The sequence below is a fragment of the Pseudomonas sp. yb_9 genome, assembly GCF_043103635.1.
Lineage (GTDB): Bacteria > Pseudomonadota > Gammaproteobacteria > Pseudomonadales > Pseudomonadaceae > Aquipseudomonas > Aquipseudomonas monteilii.
Genome location: NZ_JBICKA010000026.1, coordinates 19,885 through 39,981 on the forward strand (window position 1 = coordinate 19,885; position 20,097 = coordinate 39,981).

The following is a 20,097-nucleotide window of genomic DNA, read 5'->3' on the forward strand; positions in this document are numbered from 1 at the left end:
AGTCTAAAACTCCCGCATCCTATCTGGGAGACAGGCAATGGCACGTGACCACGAAGGTACTTACCAACCCAACGCCAAGGCTCGCAAGCAGCAGGAAAAGGATCAGCGCCGCATGGAGTACCGCCGCGCGATCGAGGTCTATTGCGACCAACGCCAATTGCTCCGCGACCTGGCAGACTACCCCGAGCTGCAAGCGCTCACGGTCTGGCAGGCGTCGTCGGCAGCTTCCCCGAAAAACGCTCAACAAGCGCGCTGATCAACGCACGTTCGCTGCGGATGAACGCCAGAAACGCCAAGGCCACCGGCGACTGCCGCTTGGCCTTGGACTGCACCACGCACCAGCTGCGGTACAGCGGCAGTTCCTCCACCGGTAGCTCCTTCAGCACACCGGTGGCCAGCTCCAGGTTGACTGCATGGCGGGTCAGCAGGGCGATACCCAGGCCGGCGATCACGCACTCGCGTTGGGCATCGGCCGATGCCACTTCCAGCGTCTGGGTGAAGTGCACGCGCTTGTCCTTGAAGTACTCCTCGCATGCCTTGCGCGTGCCCGAACCTTGCTCGCGCACCAGCAGGGTATGAGGCTCCAGGTCCTGCAGGCGCAACTGCTCCAGCTTGCACAACGGGTGCTCGGGCGGTGCCACCGCCACGATCGGGTTGTTGAGGAATGGCAGAAACTCCAGGCCCATGTCCTGCGGCACCATCGACATGATGATCAGGTCGTCGCGGTTATCCGAAAGGCGGCGAATGGCCTGGGCGCGGTTGACCACCGTCAGGGTCAGGTTGACCTCCGGGTGACGCTGCTTGAAGGCGGCGAACAGGTGTGGCACGAAATACTTGGCACTGGACTCGATCGCCAGTTTCAACTGCCCCTGCAGTGAGCCCTGCATGTCCGACAGCTGCATGTCCAGGCTCTCCAGCCGCCCGAAGATGTCGCGGCTGGCGCGTTGCAAGGCTTCGGCCGCCTCGGTCAGGTACAGCTTCTTGCCGACGTACTCGAACAGTGGCTGGCCGATCAGCTCTTCGAGCTGGCGGATCTGTAGACTAACGGCGGGTTGCGTCAGTGCCATCTCCTCTGCCGCACGGCTGTACGAGCGCAAATCGCACACCTCGTTGAAGATCTGCAATTGACGCAAAGTCATACGCATCAAGGACTTACGCATTTTTATCGGCTCGTCGGCAACACCTTGTTACCGCACTATAAGCTTTTGCTAATACAGCCTCTAACAAATATTGATTTTTGTTTATCGACCTACAGCGCTAGGGTGAATACGCGACTGGCCAGCAACGTCTGGTCACGCGCCGACCGGTAGAACCGGCTCGACTGTTCCTACGGCTTTGGGAAGACTCCAGTGATAAAAAAAATCCTGATCGCCAACCGAGGTGAAATCGCAGTTCGGATCGTGCGTGCCTGCGCCGAGATGGGCATTCGCTCGGTAGCGATCTATTCCGACGCCGACCGTCACGCCTTGCACGTCAAGCGCGCCGATGAGGCACACAGCATTGGTGCCGAGCCGCTGGCTGGCTACCTGAACCCGCGCAAGCTGGTAAACCTGGCTGTGGAAACCGGCTGCGATGCCCTGCACCCAGGCTATGGTTTCCTGTCGGAAAACGCCGAACTGGCAGAGATCTGCGCAGAGCGCGGGATCAAGTTCATCGGCCCGGCTGCCGACGTGATTCGCCGCATGGGCGACAAGACCGAAGCCCGCCGCACCATGATCGCCGCCGGTGTGCCGGTAACCCCGGGTACCGAAGGCAACGTTGCCGATATTCATGAAGCCCTGAGCGAAGGTGACCGCATCGGTTACCCGGTGATGCTCAAGGCCACTTCCGGTGGTGGCGGCCGTGGTATCCGCCGCTGCAACAGCCGTGAAGAACTGGAACAGAACTTCCCACGGGTCATTTCCGAGGCCACCAAGGCCTTTGGTTCGGCCGAAGTGTTCCTGGAAAAGTGCATCGTCAACCCCAAGCACATCGAGGCACAGATCCTCGGTGACAGCTTTGGCAACGTGGTGCACCTGTTCGAGCGCGACTGCTCGATCCAGCGCCGCAACCAGAAGCTCATCGAAATTGCCCCAAGCCCGCAGCTCACCCCCGAGCAGCGCGCCTATATCGGCGACCTGGCGGTGCGTGCGGCCAAGGCCGTGAACTACGAGAACGCCGGTACTGTGGAGTTTCTGCTCGCCGATGGCGAGGTGTACTTCATGGAAATGAACACCCGGGTGCAGGTGGAACACACCATCACCGAGGAAATCACCGGTATCGACATCGTCCGTGAGCAGATCCGCATTGCTTCGGGCCTGCCGCTGTCGGTCAAGCAGGAAGATATCCAGCACCGCGGATACGCGCTGCAGTTCCGCATCAACGCCGAAGACCCGAAAAACAACTTCCTGCCCAGCTTCGGCAAGATCACCCGTTACTACGCCCCCGGCGGCCCGGGCGTGCGTACCGACACGGCAATCTATACCGGCTACACCATTCCGCCGTTCTACGACTCCATGTGCCTGAAGCTGGTGGTGTGGGCGTTGACCTGGGAAGAAGCCATGGACCGCGGCCTGCGGGCCCTGGACGACATGCGCGTGCAAGGGGTGAAGACCACTGCCGCGTATTACCAGGAAATCCTGCGCAACCCGGAATTCCGTAGCGGCCAGTTCAATACCAGCTTCGTCGAAAGCCACCCTGAACTGACCAACTACTCGATCAAGCGCAAACCCGAAGAGCTGGCCCTGGCCATCGCCGCCGCCATCGCCGCCCACGCAGGCCTGTGAGGAACCCCATAATGTCCAAGAAAATCCACGTTACCGACACGATCCTGCGCGACGCCCACCAGTCCTTGCTGGCCACCCGCATGCGCACCGAAGACATGCTGCCGATCTGCGACAAGCTCGACAAAGTCGGCTACTGGTCGTTGGAAGTCTGGGGTGGCGCCACCTTCGACGCCTGCGTGCGCTTCCTGAAAGAAGACCCGTGGGAGCGCCTGCGCAAGCTGCGTGCCGCGCTGCCCAACACCCGCCTGCAAATGCTGCTGCGCGGCCAGAACCTGCTGGGCTACCGCCATTACAGCGACGACGTGGTCAAGGCCTTCGTCGCCAAGGCAGCGGTCAACGGCATCGACGTGTTCCGCATCTTCGACGCCATGAACGACGTGCGTAACCTGCGCGTGGCCATTGAAGCGGTCAAGGCCGCTGGCAAACACGCCCAGGGCACCATCGCCTACACCGTCAGCCCCGTGCACACCATCGAGGCCTTTGTAGCCCAGGCCAAACAGATGGAAGCCATGGGTTGCGACTCGATCGCGATCAAGGACATGGCCGGCCTGCTGACGCCGTTCGCTACCGGCGAGCTGGTCAGGGCGCTGAAGGCCGAGCAATCCCTGCCGGTATTCATCCACTCCCACGACACCGCCGGCCTGGCCGCCATGTGCCAGCTGAAGGCAGTTGAAAACGGCGCCGACCACATCGACACCGCCATCTCCAGCTTCGCCTGGGGCACCAGCCACCCGGGTACCGAGTCGATGGTTGCTGCACTCAAAGGCAGCGAATTCGACACTGGCCTGGACCTGGAGCTGCTGCAGGAAATCGGCCTGTACTTCTACGCCGTGCGCAAGAAGTACCACCAGTTCGAAAGCGAGTTCACCGCCGTGGACACCCGCGTGCAGGTCAACCAGGTGCCGGGCGGCATGATCTCCAACCTGGCCAACCAGCTGAAAGAGCAGGGCGCGCTTAACCGCATGAACGAAGTGCTGGTCGAGATCCCGCGTGTACGTGAAGACCTTGGCTTCCCGCCGCTGGTAACCCCGACCTCGCAGATCGTTGGCACCCAGGCATTCTTCAACGTGTTGGCTGGCGAGCGCTACAAGACCATCACCAACGAGGTGAAGCTGTACCTGCAAGGCGGTTACGGCAAGGCCCCAGGCGTGGTCAACGAGCAGCTGCGCCGCCAGGCAATCGGCAGTGAAGAAGTAATCGACGTACGCCCGGCTGACTTGCTCAAGCCGGAAATGGCCAAGCTGCGTGCCGACATCGGCGCCCTGGCTCGTTGTGAAGAAGACGTGCTAACGTTCGCCATGTTCCCGGACATTGGCCGCAAGTTCCTCGAAGAACGCGAAGCCGGCACCCTGACGCCAGAAGCCCTGCTGCCGATTCCGGAAGCCGGCGCCGTGGCCGCGCCGGGCGGTGAAGGTGTACCGACCGAGTTCGTCATCGACGTGCACGGCGAAACCTACCGCGTCGATATCACCGGCGTGGGCGTTAAGGCCGAAGGCAAGCGTCACTTCTACCTGTCGATCGACGGCATGCCGGAAGAAGTGGTATTCGAGCCACTGAACGAGTTCGTTGGCGGCGGCGGCAGCAAGCGCAAGCAAGCCACCGACCCAGGCCACGTCAGCACCACCATGCCAGGCAACATCGTCGATGTGCTGGTCAAGGAAGGCGATATGGTCAAGGCCGGCCAGGCCGTGCTGATCACCGAAGCCATGAAGATGGAAACCGAAGTGCAGGCGGCCATCGCCGGCAAGGTCGTCGCCATTCATGTGGCCAAGGGCGACCGTGTGACGCCGGGTGAAATCCTGATCGAGATCGAGGGCTGATTTAAGCCCTCATCTACAAGCGGTTTACCTCTGGGGAGCGGATGCTCCCCTTTTTTTGTGCTGGATTTACCGGTCTCTTCGCGGGTAAACCCGCGAAAAGGCCAGCTGGTCAAACACATTCTTCAGTTTTTACGGCATGCCTCAAGCGTTTCTACTTGGCCTCCCGGCTGCTGGTTTTCCTCTCCCAGCCACCGCTCGAACCCGCCAGCCACCGCCGGCCACTCATCATCGGTAATCGAATACCAGGCTGTATCGCGGTTATGGTCCTTGACCACCAGATGCTTGCGGAACACGCCTTCGTAAGTGAAGCCAAACCGCTCCGCCGCCCGCTTGGAGCGGGCGTTGGCGTTGTTGCACTTCCACTCCAGCCGGCGGTTGCCCAGTTCGAAGCCCAGTTTGCCCAGCAGGTACACCGCCTCGGTTCCTTTGGGCGTGCGCTGCATGGCGGCGCCGAAGGCGATATGCCCGATTTCGATACGCCCGTGGTCGGGCACGATGGACATCAGGCTGAGAATGCCCTGGGCCTGGCCACTGGGGCGGTCGATGACGGTGTAGAACAGCGGATCGCGGCCTGCGGCGTTGCCCTCCAGCCAGCGGTCGAAGGCGGCACGCTCGGTGAACGGCCCATAAGGCAGGTAGTCCCATAGCACCGGGTCGGATGCCGGGCCTTGCAGCACGTCCCAAAGATCGTCGCCATGGCGCGCCGGGTCGAGCTTTTCCAGGCGGATGAAGCGGCCTTCAATGGGTTCGGCCTGGGGCGTTGCGGCGGGTTTCCAGTTCAATGCGTCTGTCATGTTCGGCCTACAAACCTTTGCGGAATTGGATGAAGCCCGAGCGCTCGGCAACCTGCTGATACAGGCTGATGGCGGTGGCATTGGTTTCGTGGGTCAACCAGTGCACCTTGATGCACCCGTCGGCCTTGGCTGTGGCGTAGACGTGCTCGATCAACTGGCGACCGATGCCCAGGCCCCGCTGCGTGCTGTCCACGTACAGGTCCTGCAGGTAGCAGGAATTCTCGATGCTCCAGTTGGAACGATGGTAGATGAAGTTGACCATGCCTACCGCCTTGCCATCGATCCAGGCCAGGGTTGAATGAGTGGGCTCCTTCGGATCGAGCAGGCGTTGCCAGGTGCTCAGGCTGACTTCATCGGCCAGTTCGCTTTCGTAGAAGTGCAGGTAGGCCTGCCACAGGGCGAGCCAGGCCGCGTGATCTTGGGCAGTGACAGGGCGCAGGGTAACGCTAGGCATGGGGCTATTCCTTCAGAGTTGGCGCATGTGCGCCGCGAGTTGGTTGTCCAGCTGATCGGCGCTGGCGCTCAGGCCTTCGCGCACGCCAGCGATGTCTTGATCGGAACGGTTCTGGCTGAGCTTGCGTGCCCCTTGCAGACGGGCGACGGGCAGGCGGATGCCGACGATGGCGCGGAGCATGCCATCGAGGTAGTCGGCAGGGGCGTCAGTGACTTTCCACGGTTCACTGCGGCCCTGTTCATGGCGGTCGGTCAGGCGGCTGACCATCGCCAGCAGCGGCTCCGCGTCATGGATCACCTCGGCTGTGCCATAGGCGTGGACGGCCAGATAATTCCAGGTAGGCACGACTTTGGGGTTATCAGCCTTGCTCGGGTAGTAGCCAGGGCTGACATAGGCATCGGCGCCGGGGAATACCAGTAAGGCTTCGACACCCTGTGCCAGGTCCTGCCATTGGCGGTTGGCCCGGGCCAAGTGCGCATAGACAGTTCCGAATTCGCCTTCGGTGGTATCGACCAGCACGGGCAGGTGCGTGGCCAGCAGGCCCTGATCGCCGTGGCTGACCAGGACAGCCAGGCGGGTGTCGAGCATGTGCTGGTGCAGACGGCCGAGGTCGTTTTCCTGATGCGGCTTGCTGTTGTACATAGGGCGTGGTCCTTGTCGAATGGCTCCATCCTAGGCAGGCTATTGGTTCTGGGTAAGAGCCATTACCACCTGATTTGATAGGTCCAATGCCATGAGCGAGCGCCCCTTAACACTACCATTCGACCCCGCCGGTATCGCCCTTGATCGACGCCGTGGGCTGAGTCAGCAGCTGTACCAGGCATTGCGGGCGCGGGTGCTGGATGGGCGGCTGAGCAGTGGTACACGGCTACCCGCCACTCGCGACCTGGCCGTCATGCTGGCACTTTCACGCAACAGTGTGGTGCGCGCCTATGACCAACTGTATGCCGAGGGCTACATCGAAAGCCGAGTTGGAGATGGTACTTACGTAAGTCAGCTGCCAAAAATATCCACACAAATATCCACAGGGTTATCCCGGGGTTTATCAACAGGGTTATCCACATTTTCTGCAGAAAATACTGAGGATTTATCCAGCGAACGGCATTTATCAGCACCTTTACAGCGCCTGAAAAGTAACCACTTACCTTCCCCAAGAAGTGGTGCGCCCCGTGCTTTTCGGGTCGGCATTCCGGCATTCGACTTGTTCCCTTTTGACGTCTGGGCCAAGCTGCAGGCCGGTTTCTGGCGTAAACCATCCCCTGCGCAGCTGGGTTACGGTGACCCGGCAGGCGAGCCGGCTTTGCGCGAGTTGATCGCGGCCTACCTTCGCCGTTCGCGTGGGCTAAGTTGTATGGCTGAACAAATTGTGATCACCAGTGGTGCACAACAAGCCATCAGCCTTTGTGCACAGCTGTTGTTGCAGCCGGGTGATGGTGTGGCTGTGGAAAACCCCGGCTACCGCGCGGCCGGGCATGCCTTTGCGCTGGCTGGCGCCTCATTGTATGGCGTGCCTGTGGACGAAGAGGGCATGGACTGCCGCCTGCTGGGTCAGCAGGCGAACTGCCGGCTGGCATATGTCACGCCGGCCCACCAATACCCGACCGGGGTCACCATGAGCCTGGCACGGCGCCTGGCGTTGCTGGCGTGGGCCGAACGCAACGATGGCTGGATCATCGAGGACGACTATGACGGCGAGTACCGCTACAGCGGTGCGCCCTTGGCCCCATTGGCGGCGCTCGACCGGCACGGTCGGGTGCTGTACGTCGGCACCTTCGGCAAGATTGCGTTCCCCGCGTTGCGCCTGGGTTACCTGGTGCTGCCGCCGCAATTGGTGCAGGGATTCAGTCAGGGCAAGGCGTTGGCCGTGCGGCATTCGGAAGTCAGCAGCCAGTGCGTGATGGCTGAATTCATGGCACGCGGGCATTTCCAGCGGCATATCCGCCGTATGCGCAAGGCCGCTTTGAGTCGACGTAACGTACTCACGGCTGGCTGGCCTGTGGATATTCCCGGGTTGGGCGAGATGCCGGAAGTGGCGGCCGGGCTGCATGTGAAGGTGGATGTGGATAACTTTGCGCGGGAGCAGGAACTGGTGGCAAAGGCAGAAGCAGTGGGGGTAGAGGTGACGCCGCTGAGCAATTTCTGGCTGTCGGACAGCGACGTGCCTGTGGATAATCGGGCAGGGCTGGTGTTGGGGTTTGCGGCGGTGCCGGAGGGGGCGATTGCCGAAGCCTTGATGAAACTGCGCAAGGCCTGGAGAAAGTGAATTGGGCCCGCTGTGCGGCCCTTCGCGGGCACGCCCGCTCCCACAGAGTCCGCTTGTAATGCGATCAATGTGGGAGCGGGCATGCCCGCGAAGCAGGCGACTCAGGTTCCGGATTTGATCCGCGTCCAGGCCCGGGTTCTGGCCCGCTCTGCGTCCCGCGCCAAGGGCTTGAGGGTATAAAGCTTGGCCATCGCCTCCGCTGTCGGATACAGGTTAGGGTTGTTGCGAATCGCCGGACTCACCTTTTCAGTCGCATCCTTGTTCGGGTTTGGGTAACCGACAAAGTCGCTGATCGGCGCAATCACCTCAGGCCGGAGCAAGTAATTGATGAACGTGTGGGCATCTTCCGGGTTGGCCGCATTCTTTGGAATCGCCAGCATATCGAACCAGATCGGCGCACCTTCCTTGGGCAGGCGCATGTCCACCACCACGCCGTTCTTGGCATCGCGCGCCCGGTTCGCGGCCTGCGAGAAACTGCCGCTGTAACCCACCGCCACGCAAATATCGCCATTGGCGATGTCTGCCATGTACTTCGAAGAGTGGAAGTAGGTGATGTGCGGGCGGATCTTCAGCATCAACGCTTCGGCCTTCTTGTAGTCGGCCGGTTTGTCGCTGTTCGGCGGCAAGCCCAGGTACTGCAGGGCCAGCGGCAGAATCTCCGAAGGCGAATCGAGCAGCGCCACGCCGCACTGCTTGAGCTTGGCGATGTTCTCTTCCTTGAAGATCAGGTCCCAGCTGTCCACCGGGGCGTCATCGCCGAGCGCTGCCTTGACCTTGGCCGGGTTGAAGCCGATCAGCACGGTGCCGTACATGTAGGGCACCGCGTACTTGTTACCCGGGTCGTTGGCCTCGATCAGCTTCATCAGCGCCGGGTCCAGGTGCTGCCAGTTCGGCAGTTTGCTGCGGTCCAGCGGCTGAAACACCCCGGCTTCGATCTGCTTGGCGAGGAACACGTTGGACGGCACCACCACGTCATAGCCGGAGTTGCCGGTGAGCAGCTTGGCCTCCAGCGCCTCGTTGGTGTCGAAGATGTCGTAGATCAGCTTGACCCCGCTGTCCTGCTTGAAATCGGTCAAGGTCTGCGGGGTGATGTAGTCGAACCAGTTATACACACGCAGTGTGCGCTGCTCGGCTTGAGCGTGCAGGGCACCGGTGAACAAGGTGGCAGCGATGAACGGGGCGAGCAGATGCTTGAGTCGGACCATTACCGGGCTCCTGGCTGGGCGCGCTGGAAGCCTTCCAGCACATTGACCGCGTTGATACCGATTTCTTCCACAGCGTAGCCGCCCTCCATCACGAACAGGGTCGGCTTGCCGAGCTGGCCGATACGTTTTCCCATTTCCAGGTAGTCCGGGCTGTCCAGCTTGAACTGCGAGATCGGGTCGTCCTTGAAGGTGTCCACACCCAGCGAGATCACCAGTACGTCGGCGTCATAGCGGGCAATGCGCTGGCAGGCATCCTCCAGGGCTGCGCTCCAGGCCGCCCAGTCGCTGCCGGCCGGAAGCGGGTAGTTGATGTTGCAGCCCTCACCGGCACCTTCGCCGGTTTCGTCGGCATAGCCCAGGAAGAACGGGAATTCGTCCTGCGGGTCGCCATGGATCGAAGCGAAGTACACGTCGTCGCGGCTGTAGAAGATGTCCTGGGTGCCGTTGCCGTGGTGGTAGTCGACGTCGAGGATGGCGACCTTGCGTTTGCCTTGGTCAAGGAAGGCCTGGGCGGCGATGGCGGCGTTGTTCAGGTAGCAATAGCCACCCATGACTTCGCCGGCGGCGTGGTGCCCCGGTGGGCGGCACAGGGCAAAGGCCGAATGGGCGCCTTGCTGGATTGCCGCCTGGGCCGTGAGGGCGACCTGGGCGGCGCTGTAGGCGGCCTGCCAGGTACCGGCGGTGATCGGTGCGCCGGCATCGAAGCTGTAGTAGCCCAACTCGCCATGCAGGCCGGTGGGTTTTACCTGGCGCAAGGTGCGAGCAGGCCAGGTGAACGGCAGCAGGTCGCCCTCCTGGCCCAGTGCGGCCCAGCGCGCCCAGGCGCCTTCGAAGAAGTCGAGATAGTCGGCGCTGTGGATGCGCAGCAACGGCGCGCGGCCGAAGTCGGTAGGGCCGTGAATGTCGCCCAGGTTGCGTTTTTTTACCTGGTCGAGCACATGGTCAGCGCGCGAAGGCATTTCGAAGCAGGGCATCAGCTTGCCGTCGATCAGCTCGCAGCGGCCGTGGTGCAGGCGGTGATCATCGGAATAGATCGTCAGCATTGTTGTTCTCCGTTGGATACTGGCGTGGGTCCATTGTCATGGGCAGGTCAGTGGCGGAGAACGACGCAAACGGCCAAAAGGGGATCGATGTGGCCAAGCTCTTTGGCCGGCGCTGGTCAACCGCGGAAGAGGCTGGGCGCTACACCACTCCAACGCTGGAACGCATGCCGAAAACTGGCGGTCTCGCTGAACCCCAAGGTTTCCGCAATGCGATAGATCGGCATCTGTTCATCAGCCAGCAACTGCTTGGCCCGCTCGAACCTCAGTTCATCCAGCAACTGTTGATAGCTGCTGCCCAACGCCTGTAAATGCCGGCGCAGGGTGCGCGACGAACAATTCATCTGCCGCGCCAACCCTTCCAGCCCAGGCGCGGCGTCCAGCTGCTGTGCCAGCAGCTGACGAATCCGCCCCAGCCAGGCCTGCCGCCCCGTGAACTCCAGGTTCAGGCGCCGGCAGCGTTCGCTCATGGCCTTGTGGGTAATCGAGTCGGCCAGCGGCAGCGGCATGTCCAGCCAGCGCCGTTCAAAAGCCAAGGCATTGTCCTGAGCGTCGAAACCCACCGGGGATTGGAATGCACCGGCATAGAGCGCGTGGTAACCGGGCCGTGAGTGTTCGAAACGGGCGCCTAGCAGAGGCAGTGGGCGCCCAAGCAAGTCGTCGCAGATGACTTTCAGCGACACCAGGCAGAACTCCGCGTTGAATGCGCTCAACGCCGGGCTGTCGTGGTAGTCGCTGGCACTTAGCCAGACCCGCTGGCCGTCCTCGATCAAACGTAGCTTGAACACTGTTCCCAGCAGTGCCGGATATGCCAGCGCCAGGCGCAAGGCGTCACCCAAAGTGGCACTGGAGAGCAAGGCGTAACCGAGCATGCCGTAGCACGACACATGCATGCGCCGGCCCAGTTCAAGGCCGATGTCCTCGCGCCGGGCCACCGCGTTGGCGCACACCTGCAGTTCCTGCTGGGTGGTGATGCGCGCATCGGCATGCCCCAGGTCTGACGGGCCAATGCCGCTGCCGGCCAGCAGCGCTGATGCCTCGCAACCGTCTGCCTGGAAGACGTTGAGGATCAGCGAAACCGCGTTGAGGGTGGTGAGGTGGCTGTGCAGCATGCTGGGTAATCCCGTTGGGCTGGGACGCATTATCGAGCAAGTAGTGTGCCGATATCGGCAAGCGGTCTGCGCGCCGCCTGTTTTGCGGGCAAAAAAAAGGCCCGAAGCATAGGCTCGGGCCTTGAAAGGTTGAGAGGTGTCTAGTCCCTTAACCTGGTGAGACTGTTTGCAGCAGCCGGGTTACGCCTTCAGCGGAACCAGACGGGGAGCGATCATGTTTTCCGGACGCAGGATGTCGTTGAGCATCGCTTCGTCCAGCAGCTTCTCTTCGCGCACCAGTTCCAGTACGCCACGGCCTGTTTCCAGGGCAACGCGGGCGATACGGGTGGCGTTTTCGTAGCCGATGTATGGGTTCAGGGCGGTGACCAGGCCGATCGAGTGCTCGACCAGCTCACGGCAGCGTTGTTCGTTGGCGGTGATGCCGACGATGCAGTGTTCGCGCAGCATGTCCATGGCGCGTTGCAGCAGGCGGATCGAGTCGAAGATCTTGTAGGCGATCAGCGGTTCCATCACGTTCAGCTGCAGCTGGCCACCTTCGGCGGCGACGGTCAGGGCCAGGTCGTTGCCCATGATGGCGAAGGCCACCTGGTTGACGGCTTCCGGGATAACCGGGTTGACCTTGCCTGGCATGATCGAGCTGCCTGGCTGACGCGCTGGCAGGTTGATCTCGTTGATGCCGGTGCGCGGGCCGCTGGACAGCAGGCGCAGGTCGTTGCAGATCTTCGACAGCTTGACGGCGGTACGCTTGAGCATGCCGGAGAACAGCACGAAGGCGCCCATGTCGGAAGTGGCTTCGATCAGGTCGGCAGCCGGCACCAGCGGCTGGCCGCTGATGATTGCCAGGCGCTGCACGGCCAGGGCCTGGTAGCCAGGGTCGGCGTTGATGCCGGTACCGATGGCAGTACCACCCAGGTTGATTTCGGTCAGCAGTTCCGGAGCCAGCGAGCGCAGGCGCTGCAGGTCTTCGGTCATGGTGGTGGCGAAGGCGCGGAATTCCTGGCCCAGGGTCATCGGCACGGCGTCCTGCAGCTGGGTACGGCCCATCTTCAGTACGTGGTCGAATTCTTTACCCTTGGCAGCGAAGGCCTGGATCAGGCTGTCGAGGCTGGCCAGCAGCGCGTCGTGACCCAGCAGCAGGCCCAGACGGATAGCGGTCGGGTAGGCGTCGTTGGTCGACTGCGCCATGTTCACATCGTTGTTCGGGTGCAGGTACTGGTACTCACCCTTTTGGTGGCCCATGGCCTCCAGCGCGATGTTGGCGATGACTTCGTTGGCGTTCATGTTGGTGGAAGTACCAGCACCGCCTTGAATCATGTCCACCACGAACTGCTCGTGGTAGTCGCCCTTGATCAGTCGTGCGCAGGCTGCGCTGATCGCGGCGTGCTTGGCATCGCTCAGGTGCCCCAACTCACGGTTGGCGTCAGCAGCTGCCTGCTTGACCATCGCCAGGCCGACTACCAGTTTCGGGTAGTGCGACAGCGGAACGCCGGAGAGGTGGAAGTTGTTGGCAGCGCGCAGGGTCTGGATGCCGTAGTAGGCATCAGCAGGAACTTCAAGGGTACCCAACAGATCTTTTTCGACGCGGAACGATGCAGCAGAGGACATGATGTATATCATCTCGATTTTGACCCGGCACATGCCGGAATGGCGCCAATCCTAGGCCTGAAGGTGATTTTGCGGCCAATGCTGTTGCACGCTAACCTATGCACAAACGGCATAGTGTTTCATGTGACGCCAATTGACATTCGAGCGTGTTCCATTTTGGTGCATGCCGGGAGATGTGCTTCGTGAACCTTGAAAGCAAATGGCTGGAAGATTTCAGCGCGCTGGCTGCCACCCGCAGTTTTTCCCAAGCTGCAGAGCGGCGTTTTGTGACCCAACCGGCCTTCAGCCGGCGCATTCGCAGCCTGGAGGCAGCATTGGGCCTGCAGTTGGTGAATCGTTCCCGCACACCGATCGAACTGACTGAGGCAGGTCAGCTTTTTCTTGTCACGGCGCGTACGGTTGTCGACCAGTTGAGCGAAATTCTCCGCCATTTGCATCACCTTGAAGGTGGGCAGGGCGAGGTCGTCCAGGTGGCGGCGGCGCACTCCCTTGCATCGGGCTTTTTCCCCCGCTGGGTAGCCCAGTTGCGCAACGACGGTTTGAACATCGCCACCCGCCTGGTTGCGACTAACGTCGGGGATGCCGTGCATGCATTACGCGAAGGTGGCTGCGACCTGATGCTGGCGTTCTATGACCCGGACGCGGCCTTGCAGATGGATGCCGAGATTTTCCCGTCGCTGCACATGGGCACCACCGAAATGTTGCCGGTGTGCGCCGTGGACGCCGAAGGCAAGCCGTTGTTCGACCTGGAGGGCGAGGGCAGCGTGCCGCTGCTGGCCTATACCGCAGGCGCGTTCCTGGGGCGTTCGGTCAATTTGCTGCTGCGCCAGCGTAACCTGCGCTATACCACCGTCTATGAAACCGCCATGGCCGATAGTCTCAAGAGCATGGCGCTGGAAGGCATGGGCATCGCCTGGGTGCCGCGCCTGTCGATGCGCGGCGAGCTGGAACGGGGCGAGCTGGCGATCTGTGGCGGCAGCCAGTGGCATGTGCCGCTGGAGATCCGCCTGTACCGCTGCGCCCTGGTACGCAAGGCCAATGTACGGCTGTTGTGGCGCAAGCTGGAAGGCGCGGCGGCGGTTGACCCAAAAGTCAGCCAAAGCCCCGAAAAATAAGGGGCGACAGTTGGTCGCCGGGGTGCCTTAAACGCACCACCTTACGGTATACTGCGCGGCCTTTCGACCGGATGCGTCCGGTCCTGATCAGCAAACAAGCCACGCCGGTCGTCCCGCGTGGCTTGTTGTTTTTTGACGCGCCCAAGGGCGCACAAGCGAAGAGGCTCGACGATGAGTGCACTGGTTGGCGTGATCATGGGCTCCAAGTCCGATTGGTCCACCCTTAGCCACACCGCCGATATGCTGGAAAAACTCGGCATTCCCTATGAAGTGAAGGTGGTTTCCGCCCACCGCACCCCGGATCTGCTGTTCCAGTATGCCGAGGAGGCCGAAGGCCGTGGCATCGAGGTGATCATCGCCGGTGCCGGTGGCGCAGCCCACCTGCCAGGCATGTGCGCCGCCAAGACCCACCTGCCAGTGCTGGGCGTACCCGTCCAGTCGTCGATGCTGTCGGGCGTCGATTCGCTGCTGTCGATCGTGCAGATGCCAGCCGGCGTACCGGTTGCCACCCTGGCCATCGGCCGTGCCGGTGCCGTCAACGCTGCACTGCTGTCGGCCAGCATCCTGGGCGCCAAGTACCCGCAGTTCCACGCGGCGTTGAAGCAGTTCCGCACGGAACAGACCGACACCGTGCTGGACAACCCAGACCCGCGCCAGGCTTGAGGCTCAACCCATGAAGATCGGTGTAATCGGTGGCGGCCAGCTGGGCCGCATGCTGGCCCTGGCGGGCACCCCGCTGGGCATGAACTTCGCCTTCCTCGACCCGGCGCCGGACGCTTGCGCCGCGCCCCTGGGCGAGCACCTGCGTGCCGACTATGGCGACCAGGATCACCTGCGCAAGCTGGCCGATGAGGTCGACCTGGTCACCTTCGAGTTCGAAAGCGTCCCGGTCGAGACCGTGGCCTTCCTCTCGCAGTTCGTGCCGGTTTACCCCAGCGCCGAAGCGCTGCGCATCGCCCGCGACCGCCTGTTCGAAAAAAGCATGTTCCGCGACCTGGGTATCCCGACCCCGGCCTTCGCCGACATCCTCTCGCAGGCAGACCTGGACGCCGCAGTGGCCAGCATCGGCCTGCCGGCCGTGCTGAAAACCCGCACCCTAGGTTACGACGGCAAGGGCCAGAAGGTACTGCGCACGCCTGAAGACGTGGTAGGCACCTTCGCCGAGCTGGGCAGCGTGCCGTGCCTGCTGGAAGGCTTCGTGCCGTTCACCGGCGAAGTGTCGCTGGTGGCCGTGCGTGCCCGCGATGGCGAAACCCGCTTCTACCCGCTGGTGCACAACACCCACGAAAGCGGCATCCTGCGCCTTTCGGTGGCCAGCCAGGCGCACCCGCTGCAGGCTCTTGCCGAAGACTATGTGGGCCGCGTGCTGCAAAAACTGGACTATGTAGGTGTGATGGCCTTCGAGTTCTTCGAAGTCGACGGTGGCCTCAAGGCCAACGAAATCGCCCCGCGCGTGCACAACTCCGGGCATTGGACCATCGAAGGCGCCGAATGCAGCCAGTTCGAGAACCACCTGCGCGCCGTTGCCGGCCTGCCGCTGGGCTCGACTGCCAAGGTGGGTGAGAGTGCGATGCTCAACTTCATTGGCGAAGTGCCGGCTGTAGATAAAGTGGTCGCCATCGGTGACTGCCACCTGCACCACTACGGCAAGGCCTTCAAGGTCGGCCGCAAGGTTGGCCACGCCACCCTGCGCTGCCACGACATGGCTACCCTCGAGCGCAAGATTGCCGAAGTAGAAGCCCTGATCAACAACTGATCGAACTTCTACCACCGGCTTGCCCTCTGAAAATGGCAACAAGCCAAAGCGCTGTCTAGGCTTTGGCTTGTTCCATCTTCGAACTGCAGAGGGATTGCCATGGGCATCATTGGAACCATCTTCATCGGCCTCATCGTCGGCCTGCTGGCCCGCTTCATCAAACCGGGCGACGACAGCATGGGCTGGATCATGACCATCCTGCTGGGTATTGCCGGCTCCCTGCTGGCCACCTATGGCGGCCAGGCGCTGGGCATCTACCAGGCCGGGCAGGCAGCGGGCTTCTTTGGCGCGCTGGTCGGTGCCGTGGTCCTTCTGGTGATCTACGGATTCATCAAGAAACGCTGAATACTGGTTAGAATGCCCGGCAATTCATCCGAGTTGCCGAGCATTTCCATGCGTGCCTTTTTCCTTGTCCCCTTGCTGTTGGCCAGCGCCCTGGCCCATGCCGAACTGCCTGAAACCGACTGGCTGGAGCTGATGCCCAAGTCGGACCAGAAGGCGCTCGAGCAAATGCCCGAAATCGACCACAACTCACCGGAAGCCATGGGCACCTTTACCGACAAGGGCGGCCTGAAACAGAGCAAAGGCCTGCCGGCGGTGATGTACTCGACCAAGACCGTTGCAGCCATGAACGGCAAGGACATCCGCCTGGGCGGCTACCCCGTGCCGCTGGAAAGCGATGCCAAGGGCAACAGCACACTGTTCTTCCTGGTGCCGTACCCGGGTGCGTGCATCCACGTGCCGCCGCCGCCGCCGAACCAGCTGGTGCTGGTGCGCTACCCGAAAGGACTGAAGATCGATGACATCTACACACCGCTGTGGGTCAGCGGCACGTTAAAGGTGGAAAAGGTCAGCAATGACCTGGCCGATGCGGCCTATGCGCTGGATGCCGGGAAGGTGAGGGTGGTGGAGGACTCTGACCTCTAACTGTCTGCACCGGCCTCTTCGCGGGCAAGCCCGCTCCCACAGGTCCTCCACAGTATTCAAGGCTCATGGAGACCCTGTGCGGGCTTGCCCGCGAAGAGGCCCGTAAAACCACTGCAAAACTCAGATCATTTCACAACCGATCTGCACGCCCAGCGAATGACTCGCGCCAGGCCTCAGCTGCACCACGTCATCCCAAACATTCGCCGTCTCGATGCACAGCATCCGCTGCCAGCCATCATCCGCCATATCCGGTAACTCCCGAGCCCGCTCGGTCCACGGGTTCCAGATCACCGCCGACCGCGACCCACTGCTGGTCAGGGTAATCCGCCGGCTCCAATGCGGGTCGACAATGCTCAGCGCCTGCGGGGTATCGAGGTAGATCCGGTCCGTCTCCCCGGCAAACGCCAGCGCCCCTTGCTGCTGGCGCTGTTCCCAGCCAGCCAGGGTCTCGATATAGCCCAGCCCCTCGACGCCCTCGACCCGCGCCTGACGCACATCGCTAACTGCAAAGTAACTGTGCAACGCCTGGCTGATGGTAACCGGGGTGTTGCCCATGTTGCGGCTGGTCAGGCTCAGCTTCAGCTCGTCACCCAGCTCCACCACCAGCTTCAGCTCGACGTCATGGGGCCAACCGGGCAGGTCGCCCTGCGCCTCAGGCAGCTCGAACTCGATACGCAGGCCGTCGCCTGTTTCCTCGATGCCCAGCAACCGCCAGTCACGTGAGCGCGCCAGCCCGTGAGCAGGTGCCTGCTCGCCGTGGTACATGGCCTGCACGGCCTGGGGGTTGCGCTGCAAGTTGCCAAACCACGGCCAGCACACCGGCACCCCGGCGCGAACCGACTTGCCCTGGCGGAAGATGGCCTGGTCGCTCAGCCACAGCAGCGGCGGCTCGCCGACCCGCTGGTAGCTGAGGATCTGTGCGCCTTGCTGGGCGATCAGGAGTTCGGCGCGGTCGCTGCTGATACGCCAGCAGTTCAGTTCGCCATGTTGCTCGGTTACGACCTGGTAGGTAGCCATTGCATTCATCTCATTGGTTGCCAGTGGGCCTTGGACCCGGGCACATGCAATGAGTTTACCGCCGGCGAGGCTTAGCGACGAGGCACAGACCGGGTACGGCCACTGCCGTCGATGGCGACGAAGACGAATACCGCTTCAGTAACCTTGCGCCATTCGCTGGACAGCGGGTCGTCGCTCCACACTTCGACCATCATCCGGATCGAGCTGCGGCCGATCTCCAGGGTCTGGGTATAGAACGACAGCTGCGCGCCGACCGCGACCGGTACCAGGAAGGCCATGCGGTCGATGGCCACGGTGGCCACGCGGCCACCGGCGACGCGGCTGGCCATGGCGGTGCCGGCCAGGTCCATCTGGGCAACCAGCCAGCCGCCGAAGATGTCGCCGAAGCCGTTGGTCTCGCGCGGCAATGCGGTGATCTGCAAGGCCAGGTCGCCTTGTGGGATTGGATCTTCTTGTTCGAGCTCAATCATGCGATGGGGCCTCTGACCCGTGACGCTTTTCGTTGGTGTGGCGCAAAGGCCGGGTAAACGATTCAGCTTGAAACATACTACGCCGATTTCGTTTCACTGGGCGGCCGTAGGGAAACTCTGCGAAACCGTCTGACAATACTGACCGGCGTTTTCGCACAACATCCCACGTTAGGGGCAACCTTTTCCTACGAACTGCCAGTATATAGAGCATAACGGCCAGCGACGACCGCGCATTCATGAATATGTGTAGGGATTTTGTATCGCTTTCAGCGCAGCTCGGCTATTTGCTATCTTCGCGTGTCACCTAATCCAGAAGCCGCGTACCAAGCGGCCTGCATGCCCTACAAAGAGAACAACGAGCGATGACTTCCGTGCCCAGCAGTATCGAGCAGCCCTCGCGGCCGCTGACCCGCAGTGACTACAAGACCCTTTCACTGTCTGCCCTGGGCGGTGCGCTGGAGTTCTACGACTTCATCATCTTCGTGTTCTTCGCCACAGTGGTCGGCAAGCTGTTCTTCCCGGCCGACATGCCCGAGTGGCTGCGCCTGATGCAAACCTTCGGCATTTTCGCCGCCGGCTACCTGGCGCGGCCGCTGGGCGGCATCATCATGGCGCACTTTGGCGACCTGCTCGGGCGCAAAAAGATGTTCACCCTGAGCATCTTCATGATGGCCCTGCCGACCCTGATCATGGGCCTGCTGCCCACCTATGCACAAATAGGCATGTGGGCGCCGATCCTGCTGCTGCTGATGCGCGTGATCCAGGGCGCGGCGATCGGCGGTGAGGTGCCGGGTGCCTGGGTGTTCGTGTCCGAGCACGTGCCGGCGCGCAACACCGGCTACGCCTGCGGCACCCTGACTGCGGGCTTGACGGCGGGCATTCTGCTGGGGTCGCTGGTGGCGACCCTGATCAACAGCGTGTACAGCCCTGAAGAAGTGGCCGATTACGCCTGGCGGATTCCGTTCCTGCTCGGTGGTGTGTTCGGCCTGTTCTCGGTGTACCTGCGCCGCTGGCTGCACGAAACCCCGGTGTTCGCCGAGATGCAGCAGCGCAAGGCGCTGGCCGAAGAGCTGCCGTTGCGCGCCGTGCTGCGTGACCACCGTGGCCCGATCATCCTGTCGATGCTGCTGACCTGGATGCTGTCGGCCGGCATCGTGGTGGTCATCCTGATGACCCCGGCACTGCTGCAGAGCTTCTACCACATCAGCCCGACCGACTCGCTCAAGGCCAACAGCCTGGCGATCGTGCTGCTCAGCCTTGGCTGCATCGGCGCCGGCAGCCTGGCCGACCGCTTTGGTGCGGGCCGCGTGTTCGTGATTGGCAGCCTGTTGCTGCTGGCCAGTTCCTGGGCTTTCTACCACAGCCTGCCGACCCGGCCTGAGCTGTTGTTCCCGCTGTATGCGGTGACTGGTCTGTGCGTGGGCGTGATTGGCGCGGTGCCCTATGTGATGGTCAAGGCGTTCCCGGCGGCGGTGCGTTTCAGTGGGCTGTCGTTCTCGTACAACGTGGCCTACGCGATCTTTGGCGGGTTGACGCCGATGGTGGTGACTGCGCTGCTCAAGGTCAGCCCGATGGCGCCTGCTTATTATGTGGCAGGGCTGTGCGCCGTGGGCCTGGCCGTGGGCCTGTACCTGCTCGCCAACAAGCGCTGATCTGCTTCGAGGCCATACCTGCTTTCAGTGATGGCCTTTCATCCAATTGTCACAATGAAGTCATATCGTGTTCATGCGGCCTGCCGATACTTGGGCCCGTTC

20 protein-coding genes are annotated in these 20,097 nt (G+C 62.1%); 10 read left to right on the forward strand and 10 right to left on the reverse strand.

Annotated elements, in window-relative coordinates:
* Positions 1 to 37: 37 nt before the first annotated feature.
* Complete coding sequence (locus ACF8MI_RS06505) at positions 38 to 256, forward strand: PA3496 family putative envelope integrity protein (protein WP_082426415.1); 219 nt, start codon at positions 38 to 40, stop codon at positions 254 to 256.
* Here the strand turns inward: ACF8MI_RS06505 and ACF8MI_RS06510 are convergent.
* The gene (locus ACF8MI_RS06510) at positions 198 to 1,160 is read right to left on the reverse strand and encodes a LysR family transcriptional regulator (RefSeq protein ID WP_060499703.1); all 963 of its coding nucleotides are present in this window, start codon (positions 1,158 to 1,160) and stop codon (positions 198 to 200) included. The genes ACF8MI_RS06505 and ACF8MI_RS06510 overlap by 59 nt on opposite strands.
* Before the next feature lie 189 nt (positions 1,161 to 1,349).
* Here ACF8MI_RS06510 and ACF8MI_RS06515 point away from each other — a divergent pair, with 189 nt between their 5' ends.
* Together ACF8MI_RS06515 and oadA are read left to right on the forward strand one after the other, a co-directional pair.
* Positions 1,350 to 2,765, forward strand: coding sequence for an acetyl-CoA carboxylase biotin carboxylase subunit (locus ACF8MI_RS06515; RefSeq protein WP_016712746.1), 1,416 nt, complete (start codon positions 1,350 to 1,352; stop codon positions 2,763 to 2,765).
* Between the two features lie 11 nt (positions 2,766 to 2,776).
* Positions 2,777 to 4,585: a sodium-extruding oxaloacetate decarboxylase subunit alpha gene (gene oadA, locus ACF8MI_RS06520; RefSeq protein ID WP_392517438.1), complete on the forward strand. Its 1,809-nt coding sequence runs from the start codon at positions 2,777 to 2,779 to the stop codon at positions 4,583 to 4,585.
* A gap of 122 nt (positions 4,586 to 4,707) precedes the next feature.
* On the opposite strand, the gene ACF8MI_RS06525 is transcribed toward oadA, so the two are convergent.
* From ACF8MI_RS06525 to ACF8MI_RS06535, 3 genes are read right to left on the reverse strand one after another with little or no spacing between them, the layout of a single operon-like run.
* Complete coding sequence (locus ACF8MI_RS06525; RefSeq protein ID WP_060499701.1) at positions 4,708 to 5,379, reverse strand: GNAT family N-acetyltransferase; 672 nt, start codon at positions 5,377 to 5,379, stop codon at positions 4,708 to 4,710.
* A gap of 7 nt (positions 5,380 to 5,386) precedes the next feature.
* Complete coding sequence (locus ACF8MI_RS06530; protein WP_104833729.1) at positions 5,387 to 5,833, reverse strand: GNAT family N-acetyltransferase; 447 nt, start codon at positions 5,831 to 5,833, stop codon at positions 5,387 to 5,389.
* A 12-nt stretch (positions 5,834 to 5,845) separates the two neighbouring features.
* A complete protein-coding gene (locus tag ACF8MI_RS06535; RefSeq protein WP_060499699.1) occupies positions 5,846 to 6,475 on the reverse strand; it encodes an FMN-binding negative transcriptional regulator in 630 nt (209 codons plus the stop codon).
* 91 nt (positions 6,476 to 6,566) lie between these two features.
* On the opposite strand from ACF8MI_RS06535, the gene ACF8MI_RS06540 reads away from it, so the two are divergent.
* On the forward strand, positions 6,567 to 8,096 hold the full coding sequence (locus ACF8MI_RS06540; protein WP_104833730.1) for a PLP-dependent aminotransferase family protein: 1,530 nt from the start codon (positions 6,567 to 6,569) through the stop codon (positions 8,094 to 8,096).
* A gap of 101 nt (positions 8,097 to 8,197) precedes the next feature.
* Here ACF8MI_RS06540 and ACF8MI_RS06545 read toward each other — a convergent pair whose 3' ends face one another.
* From ACF8MI_RS06545 to aspA, 4 genes are all read right to left on the reverse strand, one after another.
* Positions 8,198 to 9,301, reverse strand: coding sequence for a polyamine ABC transporter substrate-binding protein (locus ACF8MI_RS06545; RefSeq protein WP_060499697.1), 1,104 nt, complete (start codon positions 9,299 to 9,301; stop codon positions 8,198 to 8,200).
* Complete coding sequence (locus ACF8MI_RS06550) at positions 9,301 to 10,344, reverse strand: histone deacetylase family protein (protein WP_200928910.1); 1,044 nt, start codon at positions 10,342 to 10,344, stop codon at positions 9,301 to 9,303. Before ACF8MI_RS06550 ends, ACF8MI_RS06545 begins: the two co-directional genes overlap by 1 nt.
* 116 nt (positions 10,345 to 10,460) lie before the next feature.
* The gene (locus ACF8MI_RS06555) at positions 10,461 to 11,453 is read right to left on the reverse strand and encodes an AraC family transcriptional regulator (RefSeq protein WP_060499696.1); all 993 of its coding nucleotides are present in this window, start codon (positions 11,451 to 11,453) and stop codon (positions 10,461 to 10,463) included.
* A 180-nt stretch (positions 11,454 to 11,633) separates the two neighbouring features.
* A complete protein-coding gene (aspA, locus tag ACF8MI_RS06560) occupies positions 11,634 to 13,058 on the reverse strand; it encodes an aspartate ammonia-lyase (protein WP_060499732.1) in 1,425 nt (474 codons plus the stop codon).
* A 182-nt stretch (positions 13,059 to 13,240) separates the two neighbouring features.
* Between aspA and ACF8MI_RS06565 the strand changes: the two genes are divergently transcribed.
* The 5 genes from ACF8MI_RS06565 (at position 13,241) to ACF8MI_RS06585 (ending at position 16,856) form a co-directional block, all read left to right on the forward strand.
* Complete coding sequence (locus ACF8MI_RS06565) at positions 13,241 to 14,173, forward strand: LysR substrate-binding domain-containing protein (protein ID WP_161751324.1); 933 nt, start codon at positions 13,241 to 13,243, stop codon at positions 14,171 to 14,173.
* Between the two features lie 171 nt (positions 14,174 to 14,344).
* Complete coding sequence (gene purE, locus ACF8MI_RS06570; protein ID WP_009684500.1) at positions 14,345 to 14,836, forward strand: 5-(carboxyamino)imidazole ribonucleotide mutase; 492 nt, start codon at positions 14,345 to 14,347, stop codon at positions 14,834 to 14,836.
* Between the two features lie 10 nt (positions 14,837 to 14,846).
* Entirely contained in the window at positions 14,847 to 15,929 is a 1,083-nt protein-coding gene (locus tag ACF8MI_RS06575) for a 5-(carboxyamino)imidazole ribonucleotide synthase (protein ID WP_200928909.1), read from the forward strand.
* Between the two features lie 99 nt (positions 15,930 to 16,028).
* Positions 16,029 to 16,274 carry a GlsB/YeaQ/YmgE family stress response membrane protein gene (locus tag ACF8MI_RS06580; protein WP_010955824.1) on the forward strand — a complete coding sequence of 82 codons (246 nt, stop codon included), beginning with the start codon at positions 16,029 to 16,031 and terminating at the stop codon, positions 16,272 to 16,274.
* A 48-nt stretch (positions 16,275 to 16,322) separates the two neighbouring features.
* The gene (locus ACF8MI_RS06585) at positions 16,323 to 16,856 is read left to right on the forward strand and encodes a DUF3299 domain-containing protein (RefSeq protein ID WP_164525207.1); all 534 of its coding nucleotides are present in this window, start codon (positions 16,323 to 16,325) and stop codon (positions 16,854 to 16,856) included.
* 120 nt (positions 16,857 to 16,976) lie between these two features.
* Here the strand turns inward: ACF8MI_RS06585 and ACF8MI_RS06590 are convergent, their stop codons facing one another.
* Together ACF8MI_RS06590 and ACF8MI_RS06595 are read right to left on the reverse strand one after the other, a co-directional pair.
* The gene (locus ACF8MI_RS06590) at positions 16,977 to 17,873 is read right to left on the reverse strand and encodes a D-hexose-6-phosphate mutarotase (protein WP_200928908.1); all 897 of its coding nucleotides are present in this window, start codon (positions 17,871 to 17,873) and stop codon (positions 16,977 to 16,979) included.
* A 71-nt stretch (positions 17,874 to 17,944) separates the two neighbouring features.
* Positions 17,945 to 18,343: an acyl-CoA thioesterase gene (locus tag ACF8MI_RS06595; protein ID WP_016712731.1), complete on the reverse strand. Its 399-nt coding sequence runs from the start codon at positions 18,341 to 18,343 to the stop codon at positions 17,945 to 17,947.
* Positions 18,344 to 18,705: 362 nt separating this feature from the next.
* On the opposite strand from ACF8MI_RS06595, the gene ACF8MI_RS06600 reads away from it, so the two are divergent.
* Positions 18,706 to 19,995: an MFS transporter gene (locus ACF8MI_RS06600; RefSeq protein WP_060499692.1), complete on the forward strand. Its 1,290-nt coding sequence runs from the start codon at positions 18,706 to 18,708 to the stop codon at positions 19,993 to 19,995.
* Positions 19,996 to 20,097 lie beyond the last annotated feature (102 nt).

Excerpts from the sequence above, each read along its gene's own strand:
- ACF8MI_RS06505 (WP_082426415.1), top strand. The coding sequence starts at position 38 with ATGGCACGTGACCACGAAGGTACTTACCAACCCAACGCCAAGGCTCGC.
- ACF8MI_RS06510 (WP_060499703.1), bottom strand. The coding sequence starts at position 1,160 with ATGCGTAAGTCCTTGATGCGTATGACTTTGCGTCAATTGCAGATCTTC.
- oadA (WP_392517438.1), top strand. The coding sequence starts at position 2,777 with ATGTCCAAGAAAATCCACGTTACCGACACGATCCTGCGCGACGCCCAC.
- ACF8MI_RS06525 (WP_060499701.1), bottom strand. The coding sequence starts at position 5,379 with ATGACAGACGCATTGAACTGGAAACCCGCCGCAACGCCCCAGGCCGAA.
- ACF8MI_RS06530 (WP_104833729.1), bottom strand. The coding sequence starts at position 5,833 with ATGCCTAGCGTTACCCTGCGCCCTGTCACTGCCCAAGATCACGCGGCC.
- ACF8MI_RS06535 (WP_060499699.1), bottom strand. The coding sequence starts at position 6,475 with ATGTACAACAGCAAGCCGCATCAGGAAAACGACCTCGGCCGTCTGCAC.
- ACF8MI_RS06540 (WP_104833730.1), top strand. The coding sequence starts at position 6,567 with ATGAGCGAGCGCCCCTTAACACTACCATTCGACCCCGCCGGTATCGCC.
- ACF8MI_RS06545 (WP_060499697.1), bottom strand. The coding sequence starts at position 9,301 with ATGGTCCGACTCAAGCATCTGCTCGCCCCGTTCATCGCTGCCACCTTG.
- ACF8MI_RS06550 (WP_200928910.1), bottom strand. The coding sequence starts at position 10,344 with ATGCTGACGATCTATTCCGATGATCACCGCCTGCACCACGGCCGCTGC.
- ACF8MI_RS06555 (WP_060499696.1), bottom strand. The coding sequence starts at position 11,453 with ATGCTGCACAGCCACCTCACCACCCTCAACGCGGTTTCGCTGATCCTC.
- aspA (WP_060499732.1), bottom strand. The coding sequence starts at position 13,058 with ATGTCCTCTGCTGCATCGTTCCGCGTCGAAAAAGATCTGTTGGGTACC.
- purE (WP_009684500.1), top strand. The coding sequence starts at position 14,345 with ATGAGTGCACTGGTTGGCGTGATCATGGGCTCCAAGTCCGATTGGTCC.
- ACF8MI_RS06575 (WP_200928909.1), top strand. The coding sequence starts at position 14,847 with ATGAAGATCGGTGTAATCGGTGGCGGCCAGCTGGGCCGCATGCTGGCC.
- ACF8MI_RS06580 (WP_010955824.1), top strand. The coding sequence starts at position 16,029 with ATGGGCATCATTGGAACCATCTTCATCGGCCTCATCGTCGGCCTGCTG.
- ACF8MI_RS06585 (WP_164525207.1), top strand. The coding sequence starts at position 16,323 with ATGCGTGCCTTTTTCCTTGTCCCCTTGCTGTTGGCCAGCGCCCTGGCC.
- ACF8MI_RS06590 (WP_200928908.1), bottom strand. The coding sequence starts at position 17,873 with ATGGCTACCTACCAGGTCGTAACCGAGCAACATGGCGAACTGAACTGC.
- ACF8MI_RS06595 (WP_016712731.1), bottom strand. The coding sequence starts at position 18,343 with ATGATTGAGCTCGAACAAGAAGATCCAATCCCACAAGGCGACCTGGCC.
- ACF8MI_RS06600 (WP_060499692.1), top strand. The coding sequence starts at position 18,706 with ATGACTTCCGTGCCCAGCAGTATCGAGCAGCCCTCGCGGCCGCTGACC.